Source organism: Bacillus infantis (assembly GCF_020171945.1).
Classification (GTDB): Bacteria; Bacillota; Bacilli; order Bacillales; family Cytobacillaceae; genus Bacillus_AB; species Bacillus_AB infantis_A.
Genome location: NZ_JAIVAP010000002.1, coordinates 528,211 through 543,205, shown reverse-complemented (window position 1 = coordinate 543,205; position 14,995 = coordinate 528,211). Strand labels below are relative to the sequence as shown.

Below are 14,995 nucleotides of genomic sequence, written 5' to 3'. Positions count from 1 at the left end.
CATTAGAAACCACCCACTTATAGTAATGATTCAATTATAAACAAAAAAAAGGCAGAAACGCTTTTCAAAATTCAACGTTTCTGCCTTTTCTTTAATTTAGAGACTTTTTCAGTGGCCTCCACTCAGCAGGGGGGTCCTTGTATGATAATCAGACTTCTTCGCAATATTTATCAAAAGCATCCTGAAGCTTTTGGACTACTGCCATCGGTTCGTGCCCTTCGATCTCATGACGCTCCACCATTTTGATGATTTCTCCGTCCTTCATAAGTGCGAAGGATGGTGATGATGGAGGGAATCCGGTAAAATAAGATCGCGCCTTTTCTGTCGCTTCCTTGTCCTGTCCCGCAAAGACCGTCACAAGCTGGTCAGGACGCTTATCATAATGCAGAGAGTGAGCTGCAGCAGGGCGGGCAATCCCGCCGGCACAGCCGCAGACAGAATTGACCATGACTAGCGTAGTGCCTTTCTGGGACAGCGCATTATCCACATCCTCCGCAGTAGTAAGCTCTGTATATCCGGCTGCCACAATTTCCTGGCGGGCCTGGCGAACGACATCGTTCATAAACAAATTAAAATCCATATTCATTCTTTATCGCCCCTCATATTAAATAATTTGAGTTATATCTCTTCTAATAATAGCAATTTCATGCTGCTCTTTTCAATGCATTCAACTCAAAGAGGCTTGCTTAGGCAAGCAATAATAAAATCCGTCCAGTATAAACCAATAAAATTCTAAAATAAAGTTTATTAGCCAGATATTGGGGAATGATAACAGTACAGCTAGATCCATACCCCTAAACTCCCTAGATATGGCCGGTGTTCCGTTGAACACCGGCCGCTTTTTTATTTTCTTGCCTCTTTAAAGAGAGCAAATAAATGCTCGACGGCAGAAGCAACCGTCCTGCCGCCCGATATAACTTCATTTTCCATTTGCGGCAGCTCTTTTCTGACATCAGGATGCTGGAAGAAGCTATACTGAAGCTGATCCATTATCATGCTGTTTATCCACTCCTTCGTCTGCTCCCGCCTCCTCTGGCTGAACACGCCGGAATGGGAGGCAGAGCCCTTAAAACTTTCAATGTCATCCCAAATTTCCGGGATGCCTTTCCCGGTCAGGGCAGAGCAGGCATGCGCTTTCGTTTCCCAGCCCTTTGTAGCAGGCTGGAGAAAATGGACAATGCGGGAATATTCTTCTCTTGTCTTCAATGCCTGAGGTTCATTTGCACCGTCTGCTTTATTGACGATTATGGCATCTGCAATCTCCATGATACCTTTTTTCATTCCCTGGAGTTCATCCCCGGCCCCCGTCAGGACAAGCAGCATAAAGAAATCGACCATTTCTCTGACAATGATTTCGCTCTGGCCGACTCCGACTGTTTCAACGATGATCACATCATAGCCTGCCGCCTCGCACAAAAGCATGGTCTCCCGCGTTTTCCGGTGCACGCCGCCAAGCTTCCCCCCTGCAGCTGAAGGCCTGATAAAGGCATTTGGATTTCTCGAGAGATTTTCCATCCGCGTTTTATCGCCAAGAATGCTTCCGCCGCTGATGCTTGAGCTCGGATCGACCGCAAGCACTGCCACTGAATGCCCCTGACCGCACAAAAGGCTCCCGAACGCTTCAATAAAGGTGCTCTTTCCTGCCCCGGGCACTCCAGTAATGCCGATTCTGATGGAATCGCCGGTATGGGGAAGAACCTCCTGCAGCAATTCCTGAGCAGTCCTGAAATGACGCTCTGCATTACTCTCTACCAGCGTGATCGCTTTCGCCAGGAGGCTCCTGTTTCCTGAAAGAATCCCCTTCTTCAGCTCATCCACCGACAGATGATCCGCCTTCTTTTTTTGAAATTTCGGGCCCTTCTGCACAAAAGACGGGGGGCCGGCCATCTCTTTCCCCTCACGAAGGGAAGTGGAGAAAAGGTCAGGCGGACCGCCATCATGCCAGCTCGGCTTTTTGTCCTTCATTATTCAGCCACTTCCTCATAGCCAAGCTTTCTGTAGATCTCCTGCACGACCTTTTGGGCAGCGGCAGGAATGACCGTCCCGGGACCGAAAATGGCTGCTGCTCCGTTATCGTATAAATATTGATAATCCTGAGCTGGTATCACTCCCCCGATTATGACGAGTATATCCTCCCTGCCCAGCTTTTTAAGCTCTTCAACCAGCTGTGGAAGAAGTGTTTTATGGCCGGCAGCAAGTGAGCTCATGCCTATCACATGGACATCATTCTCCACTGCCTGAAGAGCTGTTTCGGCCGGGGTCTGGAAAAGCGGTCCGATGTCCACATCAAAGCCCAGGTCAGCAAATGCTGTGGCAATTACCTTCGCTCCCCTGTCATGGCCGTCCTGTCCCATCTTGGCAATAAGGATTCTCGGACGCCTTCCTTCGTTTTCAAGGAATCCGTCCGTAAGGCTTTTCACCTCGGCAATTTCTTCCTCGTTGGTAAAAGCAGAACTGTATACACCGCTGATAGAACGGATGACTGCTTTATGGCGCCTCGCTGATTTCTCGATTGCAAAAGAGATCTCCCCGAGTGTGGCTCTGGCCCTGGCAGCCTTCACCGCAAGGTCCAAAAGGTTCCCCTCTCCTGTATCAGCAGCTTTCGCAAGGGCATCAAGCGCCGCGGCAGCTTTTTCACTGTCCCTGGTGTTCTTCAGCTTTTCAAGCTTATCTAATTGCTTAAGCCTTACTGCTGTATTATCAATATCCAGTATGTCAATCGGATCTTCTTTTTCAAGCCTGTATTTATTGACTCCGACGATTGTTTCTTTCCTGCTGTCAATCTGGGCCTGCCTCCTGGCAGCCGCTTCTTCGATCCGCATTTTCGGGAGACCGGTCTCAATCGCTTTGGCCATTCCTCCCAGGCTCTCAATTTCTTCAATATGCTGCCATGCTTTTTGAATCAGCTCATTGGTCAAAGATTCTACATAGTAGGATCCTCCCCACGGGTCGATCACATCTGTGATGCCTGTCTCTTCCTGCAGATAAAGCTGGGTATTGCGGGCAATCCTTGCGGAAAAATCAGTCGGAAGGGCAATGGCCTCATCCAAAGCATTCGTATGCAGTGACTGGGTATGCCCCATTGCAGCTGCATGTGCTTCTATCAGCGTCCTTGTTACGTTGTTGAATGGATCCTGCTCAGTAAGGCTCCACCCCGATGTTTGGGAATGCGTCCGCAAAGCCATGGATTTCGGATTTTTCGGATCGAAGGATTTCATCATTTTCGCCCAGATATACCTTGCCGCCCGCATTTTGGCCACTTCCATAAAATAGTTCATCCCAATTGCCCAAAAGAAGGAGAGGCGAGGGGCAAAAGAGTCAATATCAATTCCGGCCTTCAGACCGGTCCTGACATATTCAAGCCCGTCTGCCAGCGTATAGGCAAGTTCGATGTCTGCAGGCGCCCCCGCCTCCTGCATATGGTAGCCTGAAATACTGATAGAATTGAACTTTGGCATATATTGTGAGGTGTATTCAAAAATATCGGCAATGATCTTCATCGACATTTCCGGCGGATAGATATATGTATTGCGGACCATATATTCCTTTAGAATGTCGTTCTGGATCGTTCCTGACAGCTTTTCCTGGCTTACACCCTGTTCCTCGGCCGTAACGATGAAGAATGCCATGACAGGCAGGACAGCGCCGTTCATTGTCATCGACACAGACATCTGGTCAAGCGGAATCCCGTCAAACAGGGTCTTCATGTCAATGATCGAATCAATGGCCACCCCCGCTTTTCCAACATCACCTACCACGCGCGGATGGTCAGAATCATAGCCTCTGTGTGTAGCCAGATCAAAGGCAACCGATAATCCTTTTTGCCCCATTGCCAGGTTTCTGCGGTAAAACTGATTGCTTTCTTCTGCCGTTGAAAAGCCGGCATACTGGCGGACCGTCCATGGCCTGTTGACATACATGGTCGCATAAGGGCCCCTGGTATACGGCGGCAGACCTGGCTTATCATCCAGATGGTCCAACCCTTTAATATCTGATTCTGTATACAGCGGCTTGATCTCAATATGTTCATTGGTCTCGAACCGCAGGCTGCCGGCATCCCCTTCAGCCAGCCTGTCTGCCTCCTGCTTCCAGTCATTTTCCGGTTCTTTCTGGCTTGCGCCGAACAAACTGATGCTCTTGAAATCCGGTTTGTTAGCCATTCAATTTCACCTCTGTTTCTTCTAGTAGGTTTGCAAGAATTGAACAGACATTGCTTTTGGCAGTGATAAAGTCATGAATGCCAAGCCCTCTCCATTCATCCGCCGGTGAATCGGGAAGCCCTGCAAGATAAACAACTGAATCCGGATACTTCTCCTTTAATTCTTTCAGCAGCTGTTTTCCAGCAGCCTCATACTGCTGATTGGTGCCGCAAATGCAGTAGCAGGTATATCCCCTTTCCAGAAGCTCTTCTGCATCAGAAAAGCCAAGGACACCCGGGCTGTGTTCGGCAGCGATTCCCCCAGCAGCGAAAAAGCCGGCAGCAAAGTCGGTTCTTGTTTTATGCTCCTTTAATTCCCCGAGCGAAATCAGCCCTGCCCGCAATTGCCCGCCGCCGCGTCCCAATTCCTGAGCCTTTATCCTGAGATTCTCAAAGGTGGCTGATAGCCTCTCCTGGTGAAGCGGCCTGATTGTCCAGCTGAGGGAATCTTCCTTTTTAGGCTGGCCTCCCCTGTCAGGCAGCTTATCCTCAAGATTGGCATATACATTTGTACCTATTATACTTTCCTTCCTCGTCTCGGCATCATGCTTCTTTTTCTCCAGGATATCTCTTGTCTGTTCCTGGATCCATCCTTTCTCCAGCGCATCAGCCATGCCGCCGAAGGATTCAATTTTAAGGAAGATATTCCACGCTTCTTCCGCCAGTTCATTTGTAAGGCTTTCAATATACCAGGATCCGCCTGAAGGGTCTGCCACCTTCAGGAGATGCGCCTCTTCCCTGAGAAGCAGATGTATATTGCGGGCAAGCCGCTGTGAAAAAGATCCTGAATTCCCCAAAACTTCATCGAATGTTCTTACCTGCAGGTATTGGACTCCTCCAATCACCGCGGCAAACGCTTCATTTGCTGACCGAAGCAGATTGACATAAGGATCTGCCATCGTTTTTGTAAAATAAGATGTTTCTGACGCAATGACCATTTTTTGCAGTTTTTTTGGAGCTCCAAAGGCTGCTGCGATTTTCCCCCATATCATTCTGGCGGCCCGCAGCTTGGCAATTTCCATAAAAAAGTTTCCTCCTGATGCAAAGCTGAAGACCAATTTTGAAAGTATATCCTCAAGGGAAAGATGGCGGTCCAGAAGCCTGCTCACATGCTCTGTCGCTGCAGCGGCTGCAGCTGCGACTTCCAGCGCAGCATGGGCTCCCCCGTTATGATAAGGGACAGCATCGGCGAGAATCGTCTTGAGCTTCGGCATTTCAGCAGCCGCTTTCTCCAATATAACCGCCCAATCATCATAAAGCCCTTCTACAACCTGACCTGCAGGAAGACCATTGGATGCCGCTTCAGCCAGCGGATCCTTTCCTATGTAACCGTGTATCTCCTTAGAATGCGGCAGGTTTTCCAGAACAGCAAGCATGCTGGATTGACTCCCTGCAGCATTAATGGCAAAAGGAAATTCTTTTTGAGCTCCATCCAGTATTTCCGGGAAGCTTTCAAGGAAATGCTCCTCAACAGGAAGAACAATAGCATTCTGGCCATTCTCCAGCGCCCGCTTTAACTCATGCTTCAGTTCTTCTGCAGTTTCTCCAGAAATCCTCTGGGCAATTTTCCAGTCATTTTTGCTGTAGCCCAGCGGGTGGATGCCCCGGCGGTAATCCTCCTGCCCCGGATATTGCGATATTGGAGCCAGTGCTGAAGTTTCCGCTGAATAAAGCGGTTTCAATTTTATGTTTTCATAGGTTAGCCGGACTAACGATTCTGCCGCCCTTCCTTTTAAAGCGGATTCTGCTGCCCGCTTCCAATCTTCCATCGTTTTTTCGGGAAATGATATTTTCTCCATCTCTTGATAACTCATAGAACGCTGCTTGTGACAGCAGCTTCCCTCCTCCCAGGAACTGAAATTCATCAATATTCTAAATTATTTTTCTAATATTATTGTAGTATACAAGAGCTCAACTGGCAATGAAGGACAAAAGGACGATCTCCCTTTTCAAACAAAGCTAAAAAACGCTGCAGCTTGATTAAACTGCAGCGACTTTCGTTCTTCTTAATAGACAGATGTATTTTCTATTGATGTGTTCTCAAGTATCTCTTTAACCCTCTGCAGAAACCGTCCGCACACAAGGCCATCAAGGACACGGTGGTCCAGTGACATACAAAGGTTGACCATATCCCGGACTGCGATCATGCCATTGTTCATGACGACCGGGCGCTTAACAATCGATTCAACCTGCAGGATTGCAGCCTGAGGATAATTGATGATGCCCATTGACTGGACAGACCCAAATGAGCCGGTATTATTGACTGTAAATGTGCCGCCCTGCATTTCTGCTGAAGTCAGCTTGCCGCTGCGCACTTTGCCGGCAAGCTCTGCGATTTCACGGCCGATGCCTTTGATCGTTTTTTCATCAGCATGCTTGATTACTGGCACAAACAGCGCATCGTCCGTTGCGACTGCAATGGAAATATTAATATCTTTTTTCTGGATGATCTTGTCCCCTGCCCACATTGAATTAATCTGCGGATATTCCTTAAGCGCCTGGGCTACCGCTTTGACAAAGAATGCAAAGAAAGTAAGGTTGAATCCTTCCTTTGTTTTGAATTCATTTTTGATGGAGTTGCGGTAGTCGACAAGATTTGTAACATCTACTTCCATCATTGTCCACGCATGCGGCGCTTCATGCTTGCTTCGAAGCATATTTGCGGCAATTGCCTTGCGGACACCTGTTACTGGAATTTCTATATCTCCAGGCATGACTGAAACATTTGGCGCAGCAGCTGGCTGCTTTGCTGCCGGCTCAGCTTGAACCTGAGGCTGTGCAGCAGGCTCTTGTGCCTTCTGCGAGGCTGCCGGCGCTTCCTGCCTTCCCTCGGCCTGAGGAATATTCCCTGAATCAATCAGCTTCTGGAGATCCTTCCTTGTAATGCGGCCTCCTGCACCTGTCCCGTTCACAAGGTTCAGGTCGATGCCGTGCTCCTGGGAGAGCTTTAGCACTGCAGGCGAGTATCTTGCCTTTGATGGACTGCTGTCTTCCAGCTTAGTTTCTGAAGGTGCTGCCTTTTCTTCTGTTTTAAAATTCTCTTTTCCTGCTGCCTCGTCAGTATTGCCGCCTTCAACTTCTATCGTCAGAATCACTTCACCGACGGCGAGTGTGTCTCCCTCGCCGGCAATCAGTTCTTTGATTACACCGGTAAAAGAAGATGGGACTTCTGCATTCACTTTATCTGTCATGACCTCAGCTAAAGGGTCATATTTATTTACTGTATCGCCGACGGAAACAAGCCACTTGGAGATGGTGCCCTCTGTCACACTTTCACCAAGCTGCGGCATTTTTATTTGTTCAATAGCCAATTGGCATAACCTCCATTGCTATATATTTTTTTATGGGCGGCGCTGCCAAGGCAGCGCCCTCCGCTTTTCTTCTGTCCAGCTCCAGGCGCTAGGTGCTCGAGTCATAAGCCACACAAGAATCAAAGGCAAAGAACGCCTTTTATTCTTCCGCGTCTTATGCTTGTCGCACCTGAACAGTCGCCTCCGCTTTTCTAGTACTCAGCGAGTTCTCTCATGGCTTTTTCTACTTTGTCAGGGTTGACCATGAAGTATTTTTCCATTGTTGGCGCATATGGCATAGCCGGGATATCAGGCCCTGCAAGACGCTTGATTGGCGCATCCAGTTCAAACAGGCAGTTTTCGGCGATAATGGCGGACACTTCGCTCATGATGCTTCCTTCTAAATTATCTTCTGTAAGGAGAAGTACTTTTCCTGTTTTGGAAGCAGCTTCAATAATTGCTTCTTTGTCAAGCGGATACACAGTCCTCAAATCAAGGATATGTGCAGAAATGCCGTCCTTCGCAAGTCTCTCTGCAGCCTGGAGGGCGAAGTGCACACAAAGGCCGTAAGTGATGACTGTGATGTCTTCGCCTTCCCTTTTCACATCTGCTTTGCCGATTGGCAGTACATAATCATCATCAGGGACTTCTCCCTTGATCAGGCGGTATGCCCGCTTATGCTCGAAGAACAGGACCGGATCTTCATCGCGGATAGCTGCCTTCAGCAGCCCTTTTACATCATATGGTGTAGAAGGCATGACAATCTTCAGTCCTGGCTGATTGGCAAATACGGCTTCAACGGACTGGGAGTGGTAAAGGGCACCATGGACTCCCCCGCCATATGGGGCACGGATGACCATCGGACAGTTCCAGTCATTGTTTGAACGGTAACGGATTTTGGCAGCTTCCGAAATGATCTGGTTAACGGCAGGCATGATGAAATCGGCAAATTGCATTTCTGCAATCGGGCGCATTCCGTACATCGCTGCACCAATTCCAACACCCGCGATGGCAGATTCAGCAAGCGGGGTATCGATTACGCGCTCTTCGCCAAATTTTTCATACAAGCCTTGAGTCGCTTTAAATACGCCGCCTTTTTTCCCAACGTCTTCCCCTAGAACAAATACTTTTGGATCTCTTTCCATTTCTTCCCGTATTGCCATAGTTACGGCATCAATATAAGAAATTACAGCCATTTTCCTTCCCCCTTACTTCTCAGCATAGACATATTTCATCGCATGTTCCGGATCGGCATACGGTGCGTTTTCTGCATATTCAGTTGCTTCATTAACCAGTTTCATTACCCGGTCATTGATTTCTTTTTCCAGCTCATCATTCATCAGGCCTGTTTCCTTCAAATAAGCGCCAAAAGTGATAATCGGATCCTTTGTCTTTGCTTCAGCCACTTCATCCGGTGCACGGTAGCTGCGGTCATCATCATCTGATGAGTGCGGCGTCAGTCTGTACGACACTGTTTCAACGAGTGTAGGACCTTCTCCGCGGCGGCCGCGGTCGGCAGCTTCCTTCACAGCCTTGTAAACTTCAAGCGGATCATTTCCGTCAACAGTCACGCCGGGCATTCCATAGCCAACAGCACGGTCGGCAACATTCTCACATGCCAGCTGCTTTTCAATCGGGACGGAAATCGCATATTTGTTGTTTTCACACATGAAGATGACAGGGAGCTTATGGACTCCTGCAAAGTTTGCACCTTCATGGAAGTCACCCTGATTGGAGGATCCTTCTCCAAAGGTAGTGAAGGTTACAAGATCTTTTCCTTCCATCTTTCCTGCAAGGGCAATTCCTACAGCGTGAGGGACCTGAGTTGTAACTGGGGAAGATCCCGTTACGATCCTGTTTTTCTTCTGCCCGAAGTGGCCTGGCATCTGGCGGCCCCCTGAGTTCGGATCTTCAGCCTTTGCAAAACCTGACAGCATCAGCTCTGTTGCCGTCATTCCGAATGTAAGCACCACGCCCATATCCCGGTAGTATGGCAGTACATAATCCTTATCAGTGTCAAGGGCGAAAGCAGCGCCTACCTGTGCTGCCTCCTGTCCCTGGCAGGAAATAACGAAGGGGATTTTGCCTGCACGGTTTAAAAGCCACATCCGCTCATCAATCCGGCGGGCCAGCAGCATGGTTTCATACATTTTCATTACCCTATCATCGCTTAACCCTAAATCTTTATGACGATTTTCAGCCATTTGTTTGCCTCCTCAAATTTCAATATGTAGCAAGAGCGCGGGGCTCTTTTGTGTTGTTAATAAACTTATAATGTTAGAAATACAGCGGGCAAGCGCCCTCCGCTTTTCTCTCTGTCCAGCTCCGGGCGCTAGCCCCTCGAGTCATAAGCCACTTTAGGATTGAAGGCAAAGAACGCCTTCTATCCTAAAGCGTCTTATGCTTGTCGGGGCTGAGCAAGCGCCCTCCGCTTTTCTAATTGTCCAGCTCCGGCTCCTAGGTGCTCGAGTCATAAGTCACTTTGGAACCGAAGGTAAAGAACACCTTCAATTCCAAAGCGCCTTAAGCTTGTCGCACCTGAACAGTCGCCTCCGCTTTTCTTTCTGTCCAGCTCCGGCGGCTAGAGCCTCGAGTCATAAGCCACCCAAGAATTAAAGGCAAAGAACGCCTTTTATTCTTGCGCGTCTTATGCTTGTCGGCTCTGGGCAAGCCGCCTCCGCTTTTCTAGCCATGTATTGCTTTGCCGTCTACTGCTAAGGCTGCTTCTCCGATGGCTTCGGAAAGTGTTGGGTGCGGGTGGATGGTATGGGCTACTTCCCATGGTGTGGCATCCAGCACTTTTGCCAGTCCGGCCTCGGATATCATATCTGTGACATGAGGGCCGATCATATGGACTCCAAGGATGTCATCTGTTTCCTTATCAGCGACGATTTTGACGAAGCCGTCCGATTCCCCGAATACAAGGGCTTTGCCGATGGCGCGGAAAGAGAATTTACCGGTCTTAACTTCAAAGCCCTTTTCCTTTGCCTCATCTTCAGTAAGCCCGACGCTCGCTGCTTCCGGGGAGCTGTATATGCATTTGGATATCAGGCTGTAATCCAGCGGTGAAGGATTTTCATTTGCAATATGCTCTACTGCAGTGATCCCTTCATGGGATGCCACATGGGCAAGCTGCAGTCCGCCGATTACATCGCCGATCGCGTAAATATGCGATTCTTTTGTCTGGAAATATTCATTGACCGAAATAAAGCCTTTTTCAAGCTGGATGTCGGTGTTTTCCAGGCCAATGCCTTCCGTATTAGCCTGGCGGCCCACAGAAACGAGGATCTTTTCAGCAGAGAACTCCTTCTGCTCGCCTTTTATTTCAGCAGAAATTCTCACTTCTTCTCCTTTTTGGAGTGTTTCCGGAAGGACCTTGGCCCCAACGGCAAACTTAACGCCTTTTTTCTTCATCAGCCGCTGCATTTCCTTGGAGATTTCCTTATCTTCTGTTGGAATGATGCGGTCTGCATACTCGATGACTGTAACCTCTGAACCGAAATCGGAAAGCATGGAAGCCCACTCGATCCCAATAACCCCGCCGCCTACAATAATAATAGACTTTGGAATCTCGGTCATTTCGAGTGCTTCGTCAGATGTCATCACCTGGGTACCGTCAATTTCGAGCCCAGGAAGCGTCCGCGGGCGGGAACCCGTTGATACGATGACGTTTTTTGGAATCAGCATTTCATTCTCGCTGCCATTGTTCATTTCAACTGAAATGGTTCCCGGCATAGGAGAAAAAATGGATGGGCCCAGGATTCTGCCAAGACCTTCGAAAACATCGATTTTCCCTTGCTTCATCAGGTGCTGGACACCTTTATGGAGCTGGTCGATAATCTTGTTTTTCCTTTCCTGCACCTTGCCGAAGTTGACCGAGACATCCCCGGTCAAAACGCCGAATTCTTCAGAATTCCGGGCAGTGGCATATACTTCTGCACTTCTGAGGAGCGCCTTGCTCGGGATGCATCCGTTATGAAGGCATGTGCCCCCCAGTTTCCCTTTTTCGACAACTGCCGTCTTCAGGCCGAGCTGTGAAGCGCGGATCGCGGCTACGTAGCCCCCTGTGCCTCCGCCGAGTATGACTAAGTCGTATTCTTGTGCCAAATCTATTCCTCCTAAACCGTTGCTTTATTTTTTTCCGAGCCAGGATAATTCTTTTCCGCTTCCTCGCCGAGCAGCACCCTGAGGGCTCCTTCAGCCAATGCCTGAAGCTCGTTCTCGCCAGGCTGCACAATGACATCCGCTATCCAGTTGATCCGGCTGCTTATATCCTTGATAAATTCCTTCCCGTAGGCAAGTCCGCCTGTCAAAATAATGGCATCCACCCTGCCGGAGAGGGCTGCGCCAGCGGATCCAATTTCCTTGGCAACCTGATAGGCCATCGCGGAATAGATCAGCTTTGCTTCTTCACTGCCCTTTTCAATCATCTTTTCGACCTCGACGGCATCGTTTGTCCCCAAATAACCGACAAGACCGCCTTGGCCAACAAGCTTTTTCATGATTTCATCGCGATAGAAGTTCCCTGAGAAACAAAGGTCCACCAGATCCCCTGCCGGGACGGTGCCTGCCCTTTCGGGGCTGAATGGGCCATCTCCATGAAGCCCGTTGTTCACATCAGTGACTCTCCCCATTTTATGGACGCCCACAGTGATCCCGCCGCCCATATGGGCAACAATCAGATTTAAATCTTCATATTTTCTGCCCAGCTTTTTAGCGACCCGTCTGGCTACCGCTTTCTGATTAAGGGCATGGAAGATGCTCTTTCTTTCAATCAGCGGAAATCCTGAAATCCTCGCAATATCTTCAAGCTCGTCCACTACAACAGGATCTACTATATAGGAAGGAATGTTCAGGCCTGACGCTATCTCGAAGGCAATGATCCCGCCGAGATTGGATGCGTGCTGGCCTGAATAGCCTTCCCTCAGGTCGCGGAGCATCATTTCATTGACTCTGTATGTGCCCCCCTCGATCGGCCGCAGAAGGCCGCCGCGTCCGCAGACGGCATCAAGCTTGGAGATATTCATGCCTTCTGTGTCGAGTGCTTCGAGGATTGTCCTTTTCCTGAAGGCATATTGATCGATGATTTTTTCAAACGAATTGATTTCCCCGGAATCATGGCGGATCGTCTTTTCAAAAATGGATATATCATTATCGAATACTCCGATTTTCGTGGAAGTTGAACCCGGGTTGATTACGAGAATTCGATGGTTGTGTACCTGCAAGATTAAACCTCCAATTCAGATGGTCTCTTTCTATCATTATAGCCGCAGGATCTGCTGCTATATCATTAAAATCAAAGAGGCTGAATAAATTATTCAGCGCTCTTGTTGTCTTGTTTCAGCATCCGGGGATTAGCGCCTGCTAAGGATGTGGTGCCCGTTCTGAAGAAATTGGCTCCGTGAATTACGCATTCTTTCGATTCTTTCTTCAGCCATACGGTCAGCAGCCTTATAAGTAGGTATAGCATCCCTTTTGGCAATTTCGATTACCTTTTCAATATTGTTGTAAATAGTCTCAACCTTTTTCATAGCCCTGTCGCGGTTGTATCCGTACAGCTCGTCAGCTACATTGATGACCCCGCCGGCATTGATGACATAATCAGGAGCATACACGATTCCCATTTCATGGATCAGATCGCCGTGGGCAGTATCTTTCAGCTGGTTGTTGGCTGCACCGGCGATGACTTTCGCCTTCAGCTGAGGAATGGTTGAATCATTGATGACAGCTCCGAGGGCGCATGGTGCATAAATATCGCACTCTACTCCGTAAATTTCATCCGGATCCACTGCCTTTGCACCGAACTCATCCACAGCGCGCTGAACTGCCTCTTTATTGATATCCGTCACAATAAGCTGTGCACCTTCTTCATGCAGATGACGGCACAGATTGAATGCCACATTTCCCACTCCCTGAACAGCAATGACTTTGCCTTCAAGAGAATCGCTGCCGAAAGCTTCTTTTGCAGCTGCTTTCATTCCGCGGTACACGCCGTATGCCGTGACCGGGGAAGGATTCCCTGAAGATCCGAAAGCCGGTGAAATGCCCGTTACATAATCTGTTTCCTCATGGATCATATCCATATCTGCTACCGTTGTGCCTACATCCTCAGCAGTGATATAACGGCCGTTCAGCCCTTGGATATAGCGGCCGAATGCACGGAACAGCTCCTCATTCTTATCCTTGCGGGGATCTCCGATGATGACCGTTTTGCCCCCGCCCAGATTCAGGCCGGCTGCTGCATTCTTGTACGTCATCCCTCTTGCAAGGCGCAGGGCATCTTCAATTGCCGCCTCTTCAGACTCATACGTCCACATGCGCGTCCCGCCGAGAGCCGGTCCAAGGGTTGTGTCATGGATCGCGATGATTGCCTTCAGTCCTGATTGTTTATCCTGGCAGAATACAAGCTGCTCATAATCATAAGTCTCCATATATTTGAATAATTCCATTTTAATATTCCTCCCCTGTTTTTCAAAAAATTAAGATGATGCAGAGCAAAGGGCCAAAGCGAGTGAATTCAGCTTGCTATCTGCCGAATCGGCCCGTGATGTCAGGACGATCGGCGCTTTGGCGCCTGCAATGACTGCCCCGACCTTTGCACCTGCAAAATACATCAGCGATTTATATAAAGCGTTGCCAGTCTCAATAGCAGGGACAAGCAGTATATCCGCATTTCCTGCTACATCGCTGGTGATTCCTTTATGCCCGGCTGCAGCCGGCGAAATTGCATTATCCAATGCAAGCGGGCCGTCAACAATGCAATTTTTGATCTGGCCCCTTTTATTCATCATGGCCAGAGCGGCAGCATCCAAAGTTGCCTGCATAGCAGGATTGACGGTTTCAACGGCAGCAATCGGAGCCACCTTTGGATTGTCGATGCCTATGCTTCTCGCAATTCTGACTGTATTATTAATGATTTGCTCTTTCTGCTTCAAATCCGGCGCAATATTCATAGCGGCATCCGTAATGATGATGAGCCTGTCGTAGCCAGGCACTTCAAAAACAGCTGCATGGGAAAGGACATTGCCCGTTCGAAGCCCATATTCTTTATTAAGGACTGCTTTTAATATAATCGAAGTTGAAAGATTGCCTTTCATCAGCACGCTGGCTTCTTTTTGGCTTACTGCCCTTACAGCCATTTCAGCTGCTGCTTCTGCTGTTCCTGTATGGATGACTTCTATCTTCCCAGCTTCATTCTCCAGATTTTTATCATGGAGCAGTTCTTTAATCGCTTCTCCGTCGCCGAATAATTTAAAATGAGCCAAATTGCGCTTGGCCGCTTCCGCTACTGCTTCCATTACTTCATGGTCTTCTGCTGCGGCAACTGCGACTGTCTGTTTTCTGTTTCCTGCTGCTTTTTCTATGAGCGAGCTCAACCTCAATTTGTTTTCAACCCCTTTAATCAAATGCTGCGACACCAATATTACAATATGCAAGAACCGTGCCAGCCTGCATTTACTGAAAACGCTTTATTCATCACACTAAAGAGCCTGCAGGATCTTTCACA

At 48.7% G+C, this 14,995-nt stretch carries 11 protein-coding genes; all 11 read right to left on the bottom strand.

Going from position 1 to position 14,995, the window contains the following annotated elements:
* Positions 1-148: 148 nt before the first annotated feature.
* Positions 149-586: a BrxA/BrxB family bacilliredoxin gene (locus tag LCM00_RS06770; RefSeq protein ID WP_224899281.1), complete on the bottom strand. Its 438-nt coding sequence runs from the start codon at positions 584-586 to the stop codon at positions 149-151.
* Between the two features lie 257 nt (positions 587-843).
* Positions 844-1,965 (bottom strand): methylmalonyl Co-A mutase-associated GTPase MeaB, encoded by a 1,122-nt coding sequence (gene meaB / locus LCM00_RS06765; RefSeq protein WP_224899278.1) that lies wholly within the window; start codon positions 1,963-1,965, stop codon positions 844-846.
* Entirely contained in the window at positions 1,965-4,160 is a 2,196-nt protein-coding gene (scpA, locus tag LCM00_RS06760) for a methylmalonyl-CoA mutase (RefSeq protein ID WP_224899275.1), read from the bottom strand. The genes meaB and scpA overlap by 1 nt, the downstream gene beginning before the upstream one ends.
* Positions 4,153-6,012, bottom strand: a complete 1,860-nt coding sequence (locus LCM00_RS06755; protein ID WP_224899272.1) for a methylmalonyl-CoA mutase subunit beta — start codon at positions 6,010-6,012, stop codon at positions 4,153-4,155. The genes scpA and LCM00_RS06755 overlap by 8 nt, the downstream gene beginning before the upstream one ends.
* A 192-nt stretch (positions 6,013-6,204) precedes the next feature.
* A complete protein-coding gene (locus tag LCM00_RS06750) occupies positions 6,205-7,509 on the bottom strand; it encodes a dihydrolipoamide acetyltransferase family protein (RefSeq protein ID WP_224899269.1) in 1,305 nt (434 codons plus the stop codon).
* Between the two features lie 191 nt (positions 7,510-7,700).
* The gene (locus LCM00_RS06745; RefSeq protein ID WP_224899266.1) at positions 7,701-8,684 is read right to left on the bottom strand and encodes an alpha-ketoacid dehydrogenase subunit beta; all 984 of its coding nucleotides are present in this window, start codon (positions 8,682-8,684) and stop codon (positions 7,701-7,703) included.
* A 12-nt stretch (positions 8,685-8,696) separates the two neighbouring features.
* Positions 8,697-9,692, bottom strand: a complete 996-nt coding sequence (locus tag LCM00_RS06740) for a thiamine pyrophosphate-dependent dehydrogenase E1 component subunit alpha (RefSeq protein ID WP_224899263.1) — start codon at positions 9,690-9,692, stop codon at positions 8,697-8,699.
* Positions 9,693-10,173: 481 nt separating this feature from the next.
* The gene (lpdA, locus tag LCM00_RS06735; protein ID WP_224899260.1) at positions 10,174-11,595 is read right to left on the bottom strand and encodes a dihydrolipoyl dehydrogenase; all 1,422 of its coding nucleotides are present in this window, start codon (positions 11,593-11,595) and stop codon (positions 10,174-10,176) included.
* An 11-nt stretch (positions 11,596-11,606) separates the two neighbouring features.
* Positions 11,607-12,713: a butyrate kinase gene (gene buk, locus LCM00_RS06730; RefSeq protein ID WP_224899257.1), complete on the bottom strand. Its 1,107-nt coding sequence runs from the start codon at positions 12,711-12,713 to the stop codon at positions 11,607-11,609.
* Positions 12,714-12,842: 129 nt separating this feature from the next.
* Positions 12,843-13,937: a branched-chain amino acid dehydrogenase gene (gene bcd, locus LCM00_RS06725; RefSeq protein ID WP_224899254.1), complete on the bottom strand. Its 1,095-nt coding sequence runs from the start codon at positions 13,935-13,937 to the stop codon at positions 12,843-12,845.
* 30 nt (positions 13,938-13,967) lie between these two features.
* On the bottom strand, positions 13,968-14,870 hold the full coding sequence (gene yqiS, locus LCM00_RS06720) for a phosphate butyryltransferase (protein ID WP_224899251.1): 903 nt from the start codon (positions 14,868-14,870) through the stop codon (positions 13,968-13,970).
* Positions 14,871-14,995: the final 125 nt, after the last annotated feature.

Coding starts and splice junctions, on each gene's coding strand:
- LCM00_RS06770 (WP_224899281.1), bottom strand. CDS start 586: ATGAATATGGATTTTAATTTGTTTATGAACGATGTCGTTCGCCAGGCC.
- bcd (WP_224899254.1), bottom strand. CDS start 13,937: ATGGAATTATTCAAATATATGGAGACTTATGATTATGAGCAGCTTGTA.
- scpA (WP_224899275.1), bottom strand. CDS start 4,160: ATGGCTAACAAACCGGATTTCAAGAGCATCAGTTTGTTCGGCGCAAGC.
- LCM00_RS06755 (WP_224899272.1), bottom strand. CDS start 6,012: ATGAGTTATCAAGAGATGGAGAAAATATCATTTCCCGAAAAAACGATG.
- meaB (WP_224899278.1), bottom strand. CDS start 1,965: ATGAAGGACAAAAAGCCGAGCTGGCATGATGGCGGTCCGCCTGACCTT.
- LCM00_RS06745 (WP_224899266.1), bottom strand. CDS start 8,684: ATGGCTGTAATTTCTTATATTGATGCCGTAACTATGGCAATACGGGAA.
- LCM00_RS06740 (WP_224899263.1), bottom strand. CDS start 9,692: ATGGCTGAAAATCGTCATAAAGATTTAGGGTTAAGCGATGATAGGGTA.